The organism is Streptomyces sp. NPDC053426 (genome assembly GCF_055585405.1).
Map to the genome: position 1 here is coordinate 29,701 of NZ_JBVJKE010000028.1, position 17,859 is coordinate 47,559.

14 protein-coding genes are annotated in these 17,859 nt (G+C 72.4%); 9 read left to right on the plus strand and 5 right to left on the minus strand.

Features of this window, described 5'->3' with window-relative positions; genetic code table 11:
* Positions 1 to 167: 167 nt before the first annotated feature.
* Together acs and ACZ62B_RS36030 are read right to left on the minus strand one after the other, a co-directional pair.
* Positions 168 to 2,123: an acetate--CoA ligase gene (gene acs, locus ACZ62B_RS36025; protein WP_469693647.1), complete on the minus strand. Its 1,956-nt coding sequence runs from the start codon at positions 2,121 to 2,123 to the stop codon at positions 168 to 170.
* A 197-nt stretch (positions 2,124 to 2,320) separates the two neighbouring features.
* A complete protein-coding gene (locus tag ACZ62B_RS36030) occupies positions 2,321 to 4,756 on the minus strand; it encodes a bifunctional SulP family inorganic anion transporter/carbonic anhydrase (RefSeq protein ID WP_469693649.1) in 2,436 nt (811 codons plus the stop codon).
* Positions 4,757 to 5,004: 248 nt separating this feature from the next.
* Here ACZ62B_RS36030 and ACZ62B_RS36035 point away from each other — a divergent pair, with 248 nt between their 5' ends.
* Positions 5,005 to 6,276, plus strand: a complete 1,272-nt coding sequence (locus tag ACZ62B_RS36035; RefSeq protein WP_469693651.1) for a polysaccharide deacetylase family protein — start codon at positions 5,005 to 5,007, stop codon at positions 6,274 to 6,276.
* Between the two features lie 3 nt (positions 6,277 to 6,279).
* On the opposite strand, the gene ACZ62B_RS36040 is transcribed toward ACZ62B_RS36035, so the two are convergent.
* Positions 6,280 to 7,260 (minus strand): ATP-binding protein, encoded by a 981-nt coding sequence (locus ACZ62B_RS36040; RefSeq protein ID WP_344567342.1) that lies wholly within the window; start codon positions 7,258 to 7,260, stop codon positions 6,280 to 6,282.
* A gap of 101 nt (positions 7,261 to 7,361) precedes the next feature.
* Between ACZ62B_RS36040 and ACZ62B_RS36045 the strand changes: the two genes are divergently transcribed.
* Positions 7,362 to 8,183, plus strand: a complete 822-nt coding sequence (locus ACZ62B_RS36045; protein ID WP_469693653.1) for a Fic family protein — start codon at positions 7,362 to 7,364, stop codon at positions 8,181 to 8,183.
* Between the two features lie 393 nt (positions 8,184 to 8,576).
* Here ACZ62B_RS36045 and ACZ62B_RS36050 read toward each other — a convergent pair whose 3' ends face one another.
* Positions 8,577 to 9,410, minus strand: a complete 834-nt coding sequence (locus tag ACZ62B_RS36050; protein ID WP_073936685.1) for an HAD family hydrolase — start codon at positions 9,408 to 9,410, stop codon at positions 8,577 to 8,579.
* A 559-nt stretch (positions 9,411 to 9,969) separates the two neighbouring features.
* Between ACZ62B_RS36050 and ssd the strand changes: the two genes are divergently transcribed.
* The 7 genes from ssd to ACZ62B_RS36085 all read left to right on the plus strand — a co-directional run bounded on the left by ssd (position 9,970) and on the right by ACZ62B_RS36085 (position 15,073).
* On the plus strand, positions 9,970 to 11,097 hold the full coding sequence (ssd, locus tag ACZ62B_RS36055; RefSeq protein ID WP_469693655.1) for a septum site-determining protein Ssd: 1,128 nt from the start codon (positions 9,970 to 9,972) through the stop codon (positions 11,095 to 11,097).
* Entirely contained in the window at positions 11,094 to 12,299 is a 1,206-nt protein-coding gene (locus tag ACZ62B_RS36060) for a TadA family conjugal transfer-associated ATPase (RefSeq protein ID WP_344567335.1), read from the plus strand. The genes ssd and ACZ62B_RS36060 overlap by 4 nt, the downstream gene beginning before the upstream one ends.
* A complete protein-coding gene (locus tag ACZ62B_RS36065; RefSeq protein ID WP_344567333.1) occupies positions 12,296 to 13,171 on the plus strand; it encodes a type II secretion system F family protein in 876 nt (291 codons plus the stop codon). Before ACZ62B_RS36060 ends, ACZ62B_RS36065 begins: the two co-directional genes overlap by 4 nt.
* On the plus strand, positions 13,168 to 13,956 hold the full coding sequence (locus ACZ62B_RS36070; RefSeq protein WP_469693657.1) for a type II secretion system F family protein: 789 nt from the start codon (positions 13,168 to 13,170) through the stop codon (positions 13,954 to 13,956). Before ACZ62B_RS36065 ends, ACZ62B_RS36070 begins: the two co-directional genes overlap by 4 nt.
* A gap of 67 nt (positions 13,957 to 14,023) precedes the next feature.
* Positions 14,024 to 14,233, plus strand: coding sequence for a DUF4244 domain-containing protein (locus tag ACZ62B_RS36075; protein ID WP_344567329.1), 210 nt, complete (start codon positions 14,024 to 14,026; stop codon positions 14,231 to 14,233).
* The gene (locus tag ACZ62B_RS36080; RefSeq protein WP_344567327.1) at positions 14,220 to 14,585 is read left to right on the plus strand and encodes a TadE family type IV pilus minor pilin; all 366 of its coding nucleotides are present in this window, start codon (positions 14,220 to 14,222) and stop codon (positions 14,583 to 14,585) included. Before ACZ62B_RS36075 ends, ACZ62B_RS36080 begins: the two co-directional genes overlap by 14 nt.
* Complete coding sequence (locus tag ACZ62B_RS36085; protein WP_469693660.1) at positions 14,582 to 15,073, plus strand: Rv3654c family TadE-like protein; 492 nt, start codon at positions 14,582 to 14,584, stop codon at positions 15,071 to 15,073. Before ACZ62B_RS36080 ends, ACZ62B_RS36085 begins: the two co-directional genes overlap by 4 nt.
* 208 nt (positions 15,074 to 15,281) lie before the next feature.
* Here the strand turns inward: ACZ62B_RS36085 and ACZ62B_RS36090 are convergent, their stop codons facing one another.
* Entirely contained in the window at positions 15,282 to 17,813 is a 2,532-nt protein-coding gene (locus ACZ62B_RS36090) for a DEAD/DEAH box helicase (protein ID WP_469693662.1), read from the minus strand.
* Positions 17,814 to 17,859: the final 46 nt, after the last annotated feature.

Genomic DNA, 17,859 nt, shown 5'->3' on the forward strand with positions numbered 1-17,859 from the left:
CTCTGGTCGACGGGCAGCACGAATCGTGTGCCGACCAGACTTCCCGGCGCCCCATGAGACAGCTTTTTTGTTTAGTTTAGCTAACGTGCTCCTGGGGCGCATCAGGAGCATACGGTGGCACCCGGCGCAGGGGGTGCGCCGGGTGCCACCGTCCGGACGGTGTCCGCTCAGTCCTCGCTGGGCGCCGCCGGGAGCTTGGCCTGGATGAGGTCCATGACCGTGCTGTCGGTCAGCGTGGTGACGTCGCCGAGCTGGCGGTTCTCCGCGACGTCCCGCAGCAGGCGGCGCATGATCTTGCCGGAGCGGGTCTTCGGCAGCTCGGCCACCGGCAGGATCCGCTTGGGCTTGGCGATCGGGCCGAGCGTGGCGCCCACGTGGTTCCGCAGCTCACCGACGAGGTCCTCGCTCTCCGCCGCCGTGCCGCGCAGGATCACGAAGGCGACGATCGCCTGACCGGTCGTCTCGTCCGCCGCGCCGACCACGGCCGCCTCGGCGACCGACGAGTGCGAGACGAGCGCGGACTCGACCTCCGTGGTGGAGATGTTGTGCCCGGACACCAGCATGACGTCGTCGACCCGGCCGAGCAGCCAGATGTCGCCGTCGTCGTCCTTCTTGGCGCCGTCGCCGGCGAAGTACTTGCCCTCGAAGCGCGACCAGTACGTGTCGATGAACCGCTGGTCGTCGCCCCAGATGGTGCGCAGCATCGACGGCCACGGCTCGGTGAGGACCAGGTAGCCACCGCCGCCGTTCGGTACCTCATTGGCCTCGTCGTCGACGACGGTCGCGGCGATGCCGGGCAGCGGGGTCTGGGCGGAGCCCGGCTTGGCGGCGGTCACGCCCGGCAGCGGCGAGATCATGATGCCGCCGGTCTCGGTCTGCCACCAGGTGTCCACCACCGGGGTGCGGTCCGCGCCGATGTTCTTGCGGTACCAGATCCACGCCTCGGGGTTGATCGGCTCGCCCACCGATCCCAGCACGCGCAGGCTGCCGAGGTCGAACTTGGCGGGGATGTCGTCGCCCCACTTCATGAACGTGCGGATCGCGGTGGGCGCCGTGTAGAGGATCGTCACGCCGTACTTCTGCACGATCTCCCAGAAGCGGCCCTGGTGCGGGGTGTCCGGCGTGCCCTCGTACATCACCTGGGTGGCGCCGTTGGCGAGCGGGCCGTAGACGATGTAGGAGTGCCCGGTGACCCAGCCGACGTCGGCCGTGCACCAGTACACGTCGGTCTCCGGCTTGAGGTCGAAGACGGACCAGTGCGTGTACGCGACCTGGGTGAGGTAGCCGCCGGAGGTGTGCAGGATGCCCTTCGGCTTACCCGTCGTGCCGGAGGTGTAGAGGATGAACAGCGGGTGCTCGGCCCCGAACGCCTGAGGGGTGTGCTCGGCGCTCTGCCGCTCCACCATCTCGTGCCACCACACGTCCCGGCCCTCGGTGAAGGCGACGTCCTGGCCGGTGCGGCGGACGACGAGGACGTGCTCGACGGTGCCGGCCTTGGCGATCGCCTCGTCCACGGCGGGCTTGAGCGCGGAGGGCTTGCCGCGCCGGTAGCCGCCGTCGGCCGTGATGACGACACGGGCGTCGGCGTCCTGGATACGGGTGGCGAGCGCGTCCGCCGAGAAGCCGCCGAAGACGACGGAGTGCGCGGCGCCGATGCGGGCGCAGGCCAGCATCGCGACCGCGGTCTCCGGGATCATCGGCATGTAGACGGCGACCCGGTCGCCCGCCTGGACGCCCAGCTCCAGCAGGGCGTTGGCGGCCTTGGAGACCTCGTCCTTGAGCTGGGCGTAGGTGATGGCGCGGCTGTCGCCCGGCTCGCCCTCGAAGTGGATGGCGACCCGGTCGCCGTGCCCGGCCTCCACGTGCCGGTCCACGCAGTTGTAGGCGACGTTGAGCTCGCCGTCCTTGAACCACTTGGCGAACGGCGGGTTCGACCAGTCCAGGGTCTCGGTGGGCTCGGTGGCCCAGGTCAGCCGGCGGGCCTGCTCGGCCCAGAAGCCGAGCCTGTCAGCCTTGGCCTGTTCATACGCCTCCGCGGTGACGTTGGCGTTCGCGGCCAGGTCGGCGGGGGGCGTGAAGCGACGCTCCTCCTTCAGAAGGTTGGCCAGGCTTTCATTGCTCACGGCATCTGCCTTTCCCAGGGTGTCCGTTGTGTCCCAGGCCACACCTCATCAGACCCGGGGGTGCGCTGACAAGGGTCGACGGGAAATTGGTTTAGACCTGTCAGGTGGAGTGGCGCGGTGTGCGACACCTCTTCCCACGGGGCCCGGCGTAAGCCGGTTCAAGGTGTGTAACGCCTCTCACACCCGGACGGGTCGCTTCACATCGCCAGGTCCGGGGAACGGACCCGGTCGAACACCTTCTCCCCGTCCCGCTCGGTGAGGAGATACGCCTGGGCCTCACCCACGTGGAAGTACATGCCGTGCAGTTCCAGGGCCCCGTCCTTCATGGCCCGGGCCACCGATTCATGGGCGCGCAGATGCTCCAGCTGCTGCACCACGTTCGTCAGGCAGAGCTGCTCGACCGCGTCGGTGGGGGTCCGCCCGGCCAGCCGCGACGGAGGCAGGCTGCCGTCGCCCATGCGTCGCAGGCTCGGCCGGCCGTGCCGCAGCCAGCGTCTCAGCGGTGTGCGGGCGCCGTCCGGCTCGGTGTCGAGCAGCGCCTGCATCGCACTGCACCCCGAGTGCCCGCACACCGTGATCGACCGGACCGCCAGCATCTCCACGGCGTACTCGATGGCGGCCGCCACCGAGTCGTCGCCGCTCTCCGCGCCGGGCGGTGGCACGAGGTTGCCGACATTGCGCACCACGAACAGGTCTCCCGGACCACTGGACGTGATCATCGAGGTGATCACCCGGGAGTCGGTACAGGTCAGGAACAGCTGTCCGGGCCGCTGTCCCTCGCGTGCCAGCCGGGCCAGCTCACCGCGCACCAGCGGAGCGGTGTTGCGCTGGAACGCGCTGATGCCGCGCCTCAGTTCGTGTCCGCCGGTTTCGGCCGGCTCCGGTGCGCCTTCGGCGGCTCCGTCCGTTCCGTCCGCCCCCTCCGTTCCGTCGGTCCCGCCCGGCCGTGGGTCACCGCCCGGCCGTGGGCGTTCGCACTGGTGGTTGCGCCAGGCCGTCCAGGGCCGGCAGCGGCAGTCGGCGTCGGAGGTGCCGGCCTCCTCGCTCCCGTCGGGCGGGTGCCCGAAGGAGAGGGCGGCGGGTTCGGCGATCCGGACCCCGGCGCGGCGGCCGGTGATCTCGACGGTGCCGCCTCGCGCGGTGTGCGTGCTCTGCCAGTCCTGCAGCGTCTCGTACGCCGCGTGGTCCATGAAGGAGCCGTCCAACGCCACGACCACGTCGGCCCCTTGGGGGACGAGGTGCAGGGCCCGGCTGAGCCGTGGCACCGCGAGGAACGTCAACTGGCCTCGTACGTGTACGTGATGGACTCCTTCCTCCTCCTCGTGCGTGATCCGGGTGCGGGTGAGCCGGTGCAGGGCCACGCCGACGGCTACGGCGATGCCCAGTGCCACGCCCTCCAGGACGCCGAGGGACACGACGCCGAGGGTGGTCACGGCGTAGACCAGGACTTCACGGTGGCGGGTCACCGTGCGGATGTGGTGCAGGGACACCATCTGGATGCCGACGGCCATCACCAGGGCGGCGAGCGAGGCGAGCGGGATGAACTCCAGGAGCGGGACCATCAGCAGCGCGGCGATCACTACGAGAACGCCGTGCAGCATCGTGGAGTTCCGGCTCACGGCACCCGCTTTGACGTTCGCGGAACTGCGGACCGCCACGCCGGCCACCGGGAGCCCGCCGAGCGAGCCGGAGACGATGTTGGCCGCGCCCTGACCGAGCAGTTCACGGTCCAGGTCGGAGCGCCCGACCTGGCTGGAACCGGGGCGGCCGGACACCAGCTTGTCCACGGCCACGGCGCCGAGCAGCGACTGCACGCTGCACACCAGCGTCGTGGTGAGCACGGCGGCGGCGAGACCGAGAACGGGTCCCTCGGGCAGCCCGGCCAGGGCGTGGTTGCGCCAGGACGGCAGGTCCACCTTGGGCAGGACGAGGCCGGCCGCGGCGGCGACCGCGGTGGCTCCGGCGACGGCGACGAGCGCTGCCGGAACCGTGCGGAGAACACGTCCGGGGCGGCCCGGGATCCGGGGCCAGAGCAGCAGCAGGGCCAGGGTCAGCAGGCTCACCGACAGGGCCGCGGGATGCAGGTTCGCCAACTGGGCGGGAAGGGCGAGGAGGTTGTCGGGGACGGAGCTCTGGGGGGTGCCGCCGAGGACGATGTGGAGCTGGGCGACGGCGATGGTGACGCCGATGCCGGCGAGCATGCCGTGCACGATCGCGGGGCTCACGGCGAGCGCGCCGCGTGCCACGCGCAGGCAGCCGAGGCCGAGCTGGGAGATTCCGGCGAGGACGGTGATGGCGCAGGTCGTCCGCCAGCCGTACTGCTGGATGAGGTCGGCGGTGACGACGGTGAGTCCGGCGGCGGGACCGCTCACCTGGAGCGGGGAGCCGCCGATCCGCCCGGCGACGATTCCGCCCACGGCGGCGGCGACCAGGCCGGCCTGGAGCGGCGCTCCGGTGGCGAGGGCGATGCCGAGGGAGAGCGGGAGGGCGATCAGGAAGACCGCGACCGAGGCCGACAGGTCGGCACCCGCGATACGCGGGCGCGGGGGACCGGCCGGTGGCGGGCTGTGGGGCGGGTGGGCGCGCTCGGTCCGATCCGAGTCGGCGGCGCGGGCGGGAACGCAGGCTGACATGGCTTCCCTTCTCTCGTACATCAACAATCCGTAAACGGATCGTAATTGAGAGTAAAGGACTGGCATAGACTTTCCGGGCAAATGGATGAATCAATCACTCCAGCGAGTGATGTGGCTATTTCATCGGCTTGTCGTATTAATTCCTTCTTCGTTCCGTGCGACTTTGACGGCGCTGTCGGCGTGGACCGGCACAGCACCAGACGAAGCCCTCATCGAACTCGGCCCGAGAGAAGGAAGAAGGTGGGCGGATGGCCGCCACCCACGGAATCGCCACGGGCACCGTGATCGCCGCGGTCTGCGTCGCCTCGCTCGCCGGCTGCGGGACCGGCACCGACGGCACCGGCGAGCAGGCGCGTGACCAGGAGAAGGCCAAGCCGGCCCCGGCACCGAAGAACGTCGTCCGGCTGATCGGCGACGGCTCCACCGCCTACACCGGGGCACAGCCGCACCTGCCCCGGCCCGAGCGGCTGAAGCGCGGCGAGAAGCCCCCGCAGTTCGTGGTCTTCTCCTGGGACGGGGCGGGCGAGGACGGCCAGAAGCTCTTCTCGCATTTCCGCAAGGTCGCCAAGGAGAACGACGCGACCATGACGTACTTCCTGAGCGGCGTGTACCTGCTGCCGGAGGAGAAACGCGATCTGTACCGCCCGCCGCAGCACTCCCCGGGCCGCTCCGACATCGGCTTCAACGACCAGGAGGGCATCGCCGACACCGTGAAGCAGCTGCGCCTCGCGTGGCTCGAGGGCAACGAGATCGGCACCCACTTCAACGGTCACTTCTGCGGCAGCGACGGTGGGGTCGGCGAATGGTCGGTGGCGGAGTGGAAGGACGAGATCGCCCAGGCCAAGCGCTTCGTGAAGACCTGGAAGACCAACACCGGCATGAAGAACTCGGCCCCGCTGCCCTTCGACTACGACAAGGAGCTGATCGGTGCCCGCACCCCCTGCCTGGAGGGGCGGGAGAACTTCATGAAGGCAGCCCGCGACCTGGGCTTCCGCTACGACACCAGCGGGGTCAACAACCAGGTGTGGCCGAAGAAGAAGCAGGGCCTGTGGGACCTGTCGATGCAGCTCGTGCCCTTCCCCGGGCACTCCTTCGAACAGCTCACCATGGACTACAACTTCATGGTCAACCAGTCCGGCACCACCACCCAGGGCGACCCCGCCAAGCACGAGATGTGGGGCGACCAGATGCGGGACGGTCTCCTCCAGGGCTTCGAGCGGGCCTACAAGGGCAACAGGGCGCCCCTGATCATCGGCAACCACTTCGAGTCCTGGAACGGCGGCACCTACATGCGGGCCGTCGAGGAGGTCATCGAGGAGGTGTGCACCAAGTCCGACGTGCGCTGTGTCTCCTTCCGGCAGTTGGTGGACTGGCTGGACGCCCAGGACCCGGGGACCCTGGCGAAACTGCGCACGCTGGACGTCGGCGAGGCCCCGAAGAAGGGCTGGAAGTCCTTCCTGTCCGGCGATTCCGCACCGGCCCCCAAGGGGGTGCCCGGAGCCCCGGCCGAGAAGCGGTGAGCGTCAGGCGGACGCCGTGACGTTCTCGCCGAGCACGAAACCGGGGTCGATCTGGGCCGCCAGGTCGGCCCCGGTGCGCTCGTCGCCCCACGACCGGGCGTTCTTCAGATGGAAGTGCGCCATCTGGCGGGTGTAACGCTCGTGGTCGCGCGACTCGTACGTCGCGTCGGCGGCCGAGTGCAGCAGGCGCAGCGCGTGCCGGTTGGGCTCCTCCAGGAGGTCGAACCGGGGCGGCCGGCCCTTCTCCATGGCCCGGACCCAGTCCGAGTGGCCCACCGTCACCAGCAGGTCCTCCCCGGCCTCCGCGCGGAGGAAGTCGAGGTCGTCCGGGCCCTGCACCTTGTTGCCGACGACCTTCAGGGTGACGCCGAAGTCGCGGGCGTACTCCTTGTACTGGCGGTAGACGGAGACCCCCTTCCGGGTCGGCTCGGCCACGAGGAACGTGATGTCGAAGCGGGTGAACATGCCGGAGGCGAAGGAGTCCGAACCGGCCGTCATGTCGACCACGACGTACTCGCCGGGGCCGTCCACCAGGTGGTTCAGACACAGCTCCACCGCTCCGGTCTTGGAGTGGTAGCAGGCGACCCCCAGGTCGGCGTCGGTGAAGGGGCCGGTGACCATCAAACGGACGGCCCCGCCGTCGAGTTCCACCGGCCGCGCACAGGCGTCGTAGACCGGATTGTCCTCGCACACCCGCAGCAGCCGGGAGCCCTCACCGGGCGGAGTGGTCTTGATCATCGTCTCGGCGGACGCGATGCGCGGGTTGGTGCCGCGCAGATAGTCCTTGATCAGCGGCAGGTGCTCGCCCAGCGAGGGCAGCGCGGCCGCCTCCGCCTCGTCCAGGCCCAGCGCGGCCCCGAGGTGCTGGTTGATGTCGGCGTCCACCGCGACGGTCGGGGCGCCGACGGCCGCGAGATGACGGATGAACAGGGAGGACAGGGTCGTCTTCCCGCTGCCGCCCTTCCCCACGAAAGCAATTTTCATGTTCACCAAGCGTAATGGAGTGGTAGCTGTAGGTGGCAGTCGGACGTGAAGAAGACCACTCCTTCGTGGGGTGGGCGCCGGGGGTGCGTAGTGTCGTACTCATGAGTACGACAGGTGCGACCGCCGACCCGCTCGCCGCCCTGGGCTCGCTGCCCGGAGTGGCCGACTCCGTGGAGTCCGTGCGCAAGGCCGTGGACCGGGTCTACGGGCACCGGGTCATGCGGCGGCGCAGCAACGAGATCACCTCCGAGGCGGCGCTGCGCGGCGCCCGTGGCTCGGCGGCGCTGTCGGGCGCGGACTGGGCCCTGGAGGAGGTGCGCCGGCGCAGCGACTTCAGCGGCGACGACGCCCGCATGGTGGGTGCGGCACTGCGGCTGACCGCCGAGGCGGGGCAGTTGCTGTCCGTCTGGCGGCAGTCGCCCCTGCGGGTCCTGGCCCGGCTGCACCTGGTCGCGGCGGCCGACAAGGCCGAGCGGGTCGGGCGTCCCCGGCAGGAGGGCGAGCCGGTCGACGAGCCCCTGATCGGGCTCGGCCTGCCGAGCGCGGCGGAGGCGCACGGCCGGCTGGACGGGCTGTCCGAGCTGATCGTCGCGGGCGGTTCCGCCCCGGCGCTGGTGACGGCCGCCGTCGTGCACGGCGAACTTCTCGCGCTGCGCCCCTTCACCTCTCACAACGGCCTGGTCGCGCGTACGGCCGAACGCATCGTCCTGGTCGGCAGCGGTCTCGACCCCAAGTCGGTCTGCCCGGCCGAGGTCGGGCACGCCGAGCTGGGCCAGGAGGCCTACATCAGGGCGCTGGAAGGATACGTCTCCGGCACCCCCGAGGGCGTGGCGGCCTGGATCGCCCATTGCGGGCGCGCGGTCGAACTGGGGGCGCGCGAGTCGACGGCCGTGTGCGAGGCGCTCCAGCGCGGGGCCGCGTAAAAGGGGCCGGAGAAGAATCCGGCAGAGATGCGGCGGTACGAATACTCGTACCGCCGCTGGCATGTCCACCGCGTTACCAAGCGTCCTCGATATGTGCCCATCAGGTCGGGGACTTCGCCCGTCACCTGGTGCGGCTGGCCCGTAATCGACGGGTCGACGTCGCGTGGGTTCCCGGTGTTCATGCTCGGTCCGTGGGGCCACACATGCGTTGGTGAGGGTGATCCTCGCGGATGCCCTTGGTCTCGCGGGCCGTTAAGTCCTTTGTACTCCGGGTCCGGAGCAAGCGGAAGTCCTCGCTCTGCTTCTTTACTTTTGCCCTCAAAGACGCCCCGAACGGGCGCCGGCGGGGCGTGCGCGGCCGGCGATCGGCGGGGCGGCCCGCGCGGGAGGCGGTCAGGCCGCCGTCGTGCGGCGCCGGCTCGCGTACCAGACGAGGCCCGCGGTGGCCGCCGCGGCGCCTATGGCGGCCGCCGCGACCAGGGCGGGGCGCGGCGGTACGGAGAAGGCGGGGAGGCGCTGCTTGAGCCGTACCGGCCGGTGGAAGTCGAGGATCGGCCACTCCCGCGCGAGGGCCTCCCGGCGCAGCGCGCGGTCCGGGTTCACGGCGTGCGGGTGGCCCACGGACTCCAGCATCGGCACATCGGTCACCGAGTCGCTGTAGGCGTAGCAACGGGCCAGGTCGTAGCCCTCCGACTCGGCCAGTTCCCGGACCGCCTCGGCCTTGGTCGGGCCGTACGCGTAGTACTCCACCTCGCCGGTGAAGCACCCGTCGTCGCCCACGACCATACGGGTGGCCACCACCCGGTCCGCGCCGAGCAGTTCGCCGATCGGCTCGACCACCTCGGCGCCCGACGTGGACACGATCACGACGTCGCGTCCCGCGGTGTGGTGCCGCTCGATGAGGGTGGCGGCCTCGTCGTAGATGATCGGGTCGATCAGGTCGTGCAGGGTCTCGGCGACGATCTCCCTGACCTGCTGGACGTTCCAGCCGCGGCACAGTGCGGACAGGTACTTGCGCATCCGCTCCATCTGGTCGTGATCGGCGCCGCCGGCCAGGAACACGAACTGGGAGTACGCGGTGCGCAGGACGGCCCTGCGGTTGATCAGGCCGCCTTGATAGAAGGACTTGCTGAACGTGAGCGTGCTCGACTTCGCAATGACCGTCTTGTCCAGGTCAAAGAAGGCGGCTGTGCGGGGCATCGAGTGGTTTTCCACGTCCTTGAGCATAGGCGCAGCCCATTCGGCGTAAGGTGGGGCGTGTGGGTTTGCCTGAGAGGGCTCTCGGGTACACCATGGAAGTCACGGATCGTTCGCGACCGTGTCTAACCCGGTCCGACTCCTCCCCCCCCGAGTCGGCCGTGGGGACGACCCCCGCTCTCCCCCCCGGCGGGGGTCGTCGCATGTCCGGGTGGGTTTTCCTCATTCTCCTCGCGGTTGGTGCACCGTGCGGGTGCCGCGCGCACGGCTATCTGTCATGGACATGAATAGTTACCCGGGGTAGTCGTCGGACTGCCCTGCGGAAGTCGCACATGAGGTGTGCGGGACTCACCTGTTTGGGTGACCGCGATATTCACAGGCGCCGCCCCGTCCACAGTTATCGACCAAGATCCACATGTTTTTCCGGATCGCCGCATCGTGATTCCGACGCGCCCGCTCGCCGCGAGTTCACACCCGGTTCCGTTTGGCGGGTCGCGTACGGCCGGTTTCCGCCGGCCGTTCAAAGAAGAACCGCTTGCCGGCTCTTCGCACGTCTGGGAATCGCGGGGCCGCAGGGGCTGCGCGAGAGATGCAGCAAAGGGGGACGAACGTGTCCGGAACCATCACCCACGATCCGCCGCTGGCCACCGGAGGAGGCCGGCCGGGCGCACCGCTGATCCTCACCGAGGACGCCGGGCTCCTCGACGACCTGCTGCGCCTGTGCGCGGCGGCCGGCGCCACACCGGAGGTCCATCACACGGTGCCGGAACCAAGGGGCAGCTGGGAGGCCGCACCGCTCGTCCTGGTCGGGGACGACGCCGCGCGACGGGTGCGCGGGGCGGCACGCAGGCCGGGAGTGGTGCTGGTCGGCCGCGACCAGGACGACTCCGGGGTCTGGCGGCGGGCCGTCGAGATCGGCGCCGACCACGTGCTGATGCTGCCCGACGGCGAGCAGTGGCTGGTCGACCGCATCGCCGACGTGGCCGAAGGCGTCGGACGGCCCGCCCTGACCGTCGGTGTCATCGGCGGCCGGGGCGGCGCCGGAGCGTCCACGCTCGCGTGCGCGCTCGCCGTCACCTCCGCGCGTGAGGGACTGCGCACCCTCCTCGTGGACGCCGATCCGCTGGGCGGCGGACTCGACGTGGCCCTCGGGGGCGAGACGGCCGAAGGGCTGCGCTGGCCGGCGTTCGCCGCGTCACACGGCCGGGTCGGCGGCGGCGCCCTGGAGGAGTCACTGCCGGAACTGCACTCGCTGCGGGTGCTCAGCTGGGACCGCGGCGACTGTCTCGCCGTACCGCCCAGGGCCGTACGCGCGGTGCTCGCCGCGGCGCGGCGCGGGGGCGGCACCGTCGTGGTCGACCTGCCGCGCCGCCTCGACGACGGGGTCGCCGAGGTCCTCGCCCAGCTCGACCTCGGGCTCCTCGTGGTCCCCGCGGAACTGCGCGCCGTCGCGGCGGCGGGCCGCGTCGCCTCCGCCGTGGGCATGGTCCTGCGTGATCTGCGGGTGGCGGTACGCGGTCCGTACGCGCCGGGGCTGGACGACCGTGAGGTGGCCCGGCTGCTCGGGCTGCCCCTCGCCGGAGACGTGCCCGCCGAGCCCGCCCTGCGGCGCCCGGACGAGGCGGGCCGCCCGCCCGGGGCCTCGGGCCGGGGCCCGCTGGCCCGCTTCTGCAAGGAGTTCTGGGAGCGGGCGCTGGTGGAGGCGAGGGCGGCATGAGGAGGCCGGTGACGAGCGGAACGGTCATGCCTCCCGGCCTGCTCGACGGGGTGCGGCGGTGGCTGGCCGAGAGCGGGGCCGAGCCGACGCCCGCGCGGGTGGCGCAGGCGCTGCGGGACCAGGGACGGGTGCTCGGTGACGCCGAGGTGCTCGGAGCGGCCGAGCAGCTGCGGTCCGAGCTGGTCGGCAGCGGACCACTGGAACGGCTCATGTCCGAGCCCTCGGTGACCGACGTGCTGGTGTCGGCGCCGGACCGGGTCTGGGTGGACCGGGGCGGAGGGCTGGAGCTGACCGAGGTGGCCTTCCCCGACGAGACGGCCGTCCGGCGCCTCGCCCAGCGGCTCGCCGCCGTGGCCGGCCGGCGCCTGGACGACGCCCGGCCCTGGGTCGACGCGCGGCTGCCCGACGGGACCAGACTGCACGCCGTGCTGCCCCCGGTGGCCGTCGGCGGCACCTGCCTGTCGCTACGGGTCGTACGACCGCGCGCCTTCACCCTCGACGAACTCGTGGCGGCCGGGACGGTCCCACCGGGCGGGGACCGCGTGCTGCGGGCACTGCTGGACGCGCGGCTGTCGTTCCTCGTCAGCGGGGGGACCGGCAGCGGCAAGACGACCTTGCTGAGCGCGCTGCTGGGACTGGTCGGGCCGGACGAGCGCATCGTCCTGGCCGAGGACTCGGCGGAACTGCGGCCCGACCATCCGCACGTCGTGCGCCTGGAGACCAGACCCGCCAATCAGGAGGGCGCGGGCCTGGTCACCTTGGAGGACCTGGTGCGGCAGGCGCTGCGGATGCGGCCGGACCGGCTGGTCGTCGGTGAGGTGCGCGGCCCGGAGGTGGTCCATCTGCTGGCCGCCCTCAACACGGGCCACGACGGCTCGGGAACGGTCCACGCCAACGCCGCCACCGATGTACCGGCCCGGCTGGAGGCGCTCGGCACGGCCGCCGGACTCGACCGGTTCGCCCTGCACAGCCAGGCGGCGGCAGCCCTCTCGGTGGTGCTGCACCTCGTACGCGACCGGAGCGGGCGGCGGCGGATCGCGGAGGTGCACGTGCTGGAACGGGATCCGTCGGGACTGGTGCGGACGGTGCCGGCGCTGCGGTGGGGCCCGCAGGCCTTCACCCGGGAGCGGGGATGGCAGCGCCTGCGGGAGCTGCTCCAGCACGCGAACCCCGGCGGACCGGACAAGGGGACCGGAGGATGAACGGGACGACGGAGGTGTCGACGGGTGCGGCCGTGGCGTGCCTGGGGACCGCGGCCTGGCTGCTGGGCGGCGGGCATGCCGGGGCCAGGCGGGCGAGGTTGTTACTGGCCGGCGGAGGCGCGGTGGGTGGCGGACCACCGGGGTGGCCCCGGGTGACTTGCGCGTGGGGGCGGACGCGCGGGCGGCTGCGGGCCGAGTGGTGGTCGTTGGCCGCCGGCCTGGTGCTGGCGGTGCTGGGTGCGTCGCTGCTGCCGGTCGTCGCGGGGGCGGCCGGGGTGCCCTTGCTGAGGCGGGTGCGGCGGGCCGCCGGGGAACGCCGTGCGAGGGAGGGCCGCGGCGACGCGGTGATCGCGTTGTGCGGGGCGCTCGCCGGGGAGGTGCGCGCCGGACGGCAGCCGGGTGAGGCGCTGCTGCCGGCCGCGCGGGACTCCGGCGGCCTCGGTGACATGCAGGCGACGGTGCTCGCGGCGGCGCGCTTCGGCGGGGACGTCCCGGAGGCGCTCGCGGAGGCGGCACGGCAACCGGGTGCCGAGGGGCTGCGGGGACTCGCCGCGTGCTGGCGGGTGGCGGTGGACCAGGGAGCCGGGCTCGCGGCCGGACTCGACCGGCTGGAAGCGGCGCTGTGCGCCGAACGGGACCGGCGGGCCGACCTGCGCGCCCAGCTGGCCGGCGCCCGTGCGACGGCGGTGCTGCTCGCCGGGCTCCCGGTCGTGGGCCTGGCCCTCGGTGCGGCCCTCGGCGCCGACCCGCTGCACATCCTGCTGCACACACCGTCGGGACTGGTCTGTCTGGCGGCCGGCGGGGCGCTGGAGGGCCTGGGGCTGTGGTGGGCACTGCGGATCATGCGGGGTGCCGAGGAGGGGACGGCATGAGCGGGGACCTTGTCCACAGGCTGGGGGCAGTGGTGGGGACGGTGTTCGCACTCGCCTGGCCGGTGGGGTGGTGGGGCCGCGCGCGGCGCGAGCGGAGAGCACGGCGGCGACTGGCCGAGGTGCTGGCCCTGGAACGGACGGTGACCGCCTCGCATCTCACGCTGCTGCGTACCGCGCGGAGTTGGCTGCCGTACGCCGGCGTGGCGGGTGCCGGATGGGTGCTGGTGGGCGGTCCCGCCGGAGCGGTGGCGGGGCCGGCCGTCGCGGCCGGACTGTGGTGGTGGCGCCTGCGGCAGAGGGCCGCCGCTCCGCAAGCGCGGGAGACGGACACCACCGGGGCGGGACATCAACTTCCGCTCGCCGCCGATCTGCTGTCCGCCTGCATCGAGGCGGGCGCCGGCCCGGTACTCGCCGCGCAGGCCGTTGGAGAGACCTTGGGCGGGCCGGTCGGGGAGGCGCTGGCGCGGGGCGCGGCGGAGGTACGGCTCGGCGGTGAACCGGCCGCGGCATGGCGCCGACTGGCATCGGTGCCGGGCGCCCGGCCCCTGGCCCGGCTGCTGGAGCGGGCCGATGTGTCCGGACTTCCCCTGGCCGCTCCCGTGGCCCGGATCGCCGCCGAGGCCCGCGCGGAGTGGACCCGCGCGGCGACGGCACGGGCCCGGCGGGCGGCCGTCATGGTCAGCGCGCCGGTGGGGCTGTGCTTCCTGCCCGCGTTCATCGCGGTCGGCGTGCTGCCCGTGGTGATCGGACTCGCGGGCGGGGTGCTGGGAGGAGGTGGTGCCTGACGGGAGACGACCGGTGGTAGCGGCAGGACCCATGAGATCAATGCGACTACTCCATACGGGGGTTGAGATGTATCAGGCGGTACGGGCACGGCTGCGTGCCCTGGTGTGCAAGGTGCGTACGGCACGGAGGGACGTCGGAATGGTGACTTCGGAGTACGCGATGGGCGTCGTGGCGGCGGTGGCGTTCTCCGTCGTGCTCTACAAGGTGGTCACCAGCGGACCGGTCGCCGCGGCGCTGCGGGACATCGTGCAGCAGGCACTCGATGGCCGGGGGTGAACGGCGTGCGGACCGCGGGTTCGTGACGGCGGAGTCGGCCATGGTGCTGCCCGTGCTGGTGATGTTCGCGACGACGCTGGTCTGGGGCCTGCTGGTGGTGGCGGCACAGATCCAGTGCGTGGACGCGGCGCGCGCGGGCGCCCGCGCGGCGGCCCGGCAGGATTCCCCTGCCGCCGTCGTCGAGGTGACCCGCGAGGTGGCACCGCCCGGCGCGAGAGTCACGGTGAGCCGGGAGGCCGAGCAGGTCCGGGTGGTCGTCGAGGCCAGGCCCCCGGTCCTGCACGGACTGCCCTTCGAGCTGCGGGAGGAGGCCGTCGCCGCGGTGGAGGAGACGGTGGGGGCGACGACGTGAGGGCCCGGTTCCGGGAGCGGTGGCCGACAGACGGGCGGCGGCCCGCGCGGTGTTCCGACCGGGGGTCGGCGACCGTCTGGAGCGTCGGTGCGATCGCCGTGCTGTGTGTGGTGTCCGGCGTCGTCCTCGCCCTGGGACACGCCGTCGTGGTCCGGCACCGGGCGGCCGGCGGCGCGGATCTGGCGGCGCTCGCGGCGGCGGACCACTGGATGCGGGGCGGTACGGCGGCCTGCGCCCGGGCGGACCGGGTGGCCCGGGCGCAGGGCACACGGCTCGTACGGTGCGTGATCACCGGCGAGGTGTCGGACGTGTCGGTGGTGTCGGGCCGGGGGCCGTTCGCGGCGGAGATCAGGGCCAGGGCGGGGCCTGCGGGTACGGCGGAACCTCCGCGCCCGGGTCCGGCTCCGGGCGGATCCGGGATGCCGGGTTCGGCCTCGGGCGGATCCGGGATGCCGGGTTCGGCTCAGGGGTCCGCCCGGCCGCCGTGACCGGCTTCGGTTCCGGATACGGCCCGGGTTCCGGATCGAGCGCGGAATTGGATCAAAGCCTGATCCCGGAACAGGGTCTGGCTCCGGGGCAGGGCCCGATCCCGGATCAAGGCCCGGCTCCGGATCAAGGCCCGGCTCCGGAACAGGACCGAGTTCCAAGTCAGGTCCGCGTTCCGCATCGGTCTCAGGCGCCGGTGTCGGCCCCCGGCTACGCCCCAGTGGTTCCGGCCGCCCCCGCGGCGTCCTCCGTGCCCTCCGCGTCCTCCGCGTCCTCCGCATCCTCCGGCTTCTCCGCCGGTGCGCCCTCCAGCAGCACCGTGAGGAGTCGTACCGCGCCCCGCTTGTGCAGGGGCTCGTTGCCGTTGCCGCACTTGGGGGACTGGATGCAGGAAGGACAGCCGGCGTCGCACTCGCAGGAGGCGATGGCCTGGCGGGTGGCGGTGAGCCAGGCGCGGGCGGTGTGGAAGGCGCGCTCCGCGAAGCCCGCGCCGCCCGGATGGCCGTCGTAGACGAAGACCGTGGGCAGCAGCGTGTCGGGGTGCAGCGGGACCGAGACGCCGCCGATGTCCCAGCGGTCGCAGGTGGCGAAGAGCGGCAGCATGCCGATCGACGCGTGCTCGGCGGCGTGCAGGGCACCACCGAGGATCTCCGGGTTGATCCGGGCCCGGTCCAGCTGGTCCTCGGTGACCGTCCACCACACCGCGCGGGTGCGCAGCGTACGAGGAGGGAGGTCGAGCTTCGTCTCGCCCAGCACTTCGCCGGTGATGACCCGCCGGCGCAGGAAGGAGACCACTTGGTTGGTGACCTCGACGGAGCCGTAGCACAGGCGGCCGTCGCCCCACGGGATCTCGGTGTCCGTCTCCAGCACGGAGACCGACGTCGTGTCCCGGGCCACCGTCGTGTACGTCGGGGTGGCCCGTTCGACCAGGGCGACGGAGTCCTCCAGGTCGAGCGAGCAGACGAGATACGTCAGGCCCTGGTGCAGGTGGACCGCGCCCTCGTGGACGCTCGTGTGGGCCGCGCCCGCGTCGACCGTGCCGAGCAGCCTGCCCGTACCGGCCTCGACGACCTGGACCGGCCGGCCGCCCTGCCCCCGGATGTCGGTCAGGTCGGCGGCCCGCTCCCGGCGGGTCCAGTGCCAGGCCTTCGTCCGCCGGCGCAGCAGCTTCGCGGCCTCCAGCTGCGGGAGCAGCTCCTCGGTGGCCGGGCCGAACAGACCCAGGTCCTCCTCGGTCAGCGGCAGTTCCTCGGCCGCCGCGCACAGGTGCGGGGCGAGCACGTAGGGGTTGTCGGGGTCGAGGACGGTGGACTCCACGGGCCGGTCGAAGAGAGCCTCCGGGTGGTGGACGAGGAAGGTGTCCAGGGGGTCGTCGCGGGCGACCAGCACGGCGAGGGCGCCCCGCCCGGACCGCCCCGCGCGCCCGGCCTGCTGCCACAGGGAGGCCCGGGTGCCCGGATAGCCGGCGATGACCACGGCGTCCAGGCCGGAGACGTCCACGCCGAGTTCGAGGGCGTTCGTCGCGGCGAGGCCGAGCAGTTCGCCGGAGTGCAGGGCACGTTCCAGGGCGCGGCGCTCCTCGGGGAGATAACCGCCCCGGTACGCCGCGACACGCCGGGCAAGCGAGCGGTCGACCTCGGCGAGACGCTCCTGGGCGATCACGGAGATCAGCTCGGCGCCGCGCCGGGAGCGTACGAAGGTGACCGAGCGGATGCCCTGCACGGTGAGGTCGGTCAGCAGGTCGGCGGCCTCGGCGGTGGCCGTACGGCGGACCGGTGCGCCCTTCTCGCCGTGCAGCTCGGTCAGCGGCGGCTCCCAGAGGGCGAACACCAGTTCACCGCGCGGTGAGGCGTCGTCGGCCACCTCCACGACCGGCACGCCGGTGAGGCGGCGGGCGGCGACCGCGGGCTCGGCGGCGGTCGCGGAGGCCAGCAGGAACACGGGAGAGGCGCCGTAGCGGGCGCACAGGCGGCGCAGCCGCCGCAGCACCTGGGCGACGTGCGAGCCGAAGACGCCCCGGTAGGTGTGGCACTCGTCGATGACGACGTACTTCAGCGCCTTGAGGAAGGAGGACCAGCGGGGGTGGGCCGGCAGGATGCCCCGGTGCAGCATGTCCGGGTTGGTCAGCACGTAGTTGGCGTACTGACGGATCCACTCGCGCTCCTCGAACGGCGTGTCGCCGTCGTGGACGGCCGCGCGCACCGAATGGCCCAGTGGTTGTGAAAGTTCCTTCACGGACCGGCACTGGTCCGCCGCGAGGGCTTTCGTGGGGGCGAGGTAGAGGGCGGTCGCGCCACGGCCGTTCGGGGCCTCGGAGCCGTCCAGGAGTGTGGACAGGACGGGCATGAGGTACGCGAGGGACTTGCCGGACGCGGTGCCGGTGGCGACCACGACGGACTCGCCGTCCAGGGCGTGCTCGGCGGCGCGTGCCTGGTGGGCCCAGGGGTGTTCGACGCCCGCGGCCCGCACGGCGGCGAGGACCTCCGGACGGATCCGGTCCGGCCAGACGGCATGGCGACCCTCACGCGGGGGCAAGTGCTCCGTATGAGTGATGCGCGAAGCCCGGCTCGGTCCGGACGCGAGCCGGTCCAGGACCGCGCCCGGGGCGGGCCCGGACGGGAGGTCCGTCGGGGGTCGATCGGATCGGTGATTCTTGGCCATCGGCACCGAGTGTGTCACTGGCGTGACGGACAATGGGGCCAAGGCGTCGTGCACGCCTGCCGGTAAGTGATTGAATGCCATCGCGGCTGGCGAACCGTCCCGGGGGCTGAGCCGAGATGCCCCAAGG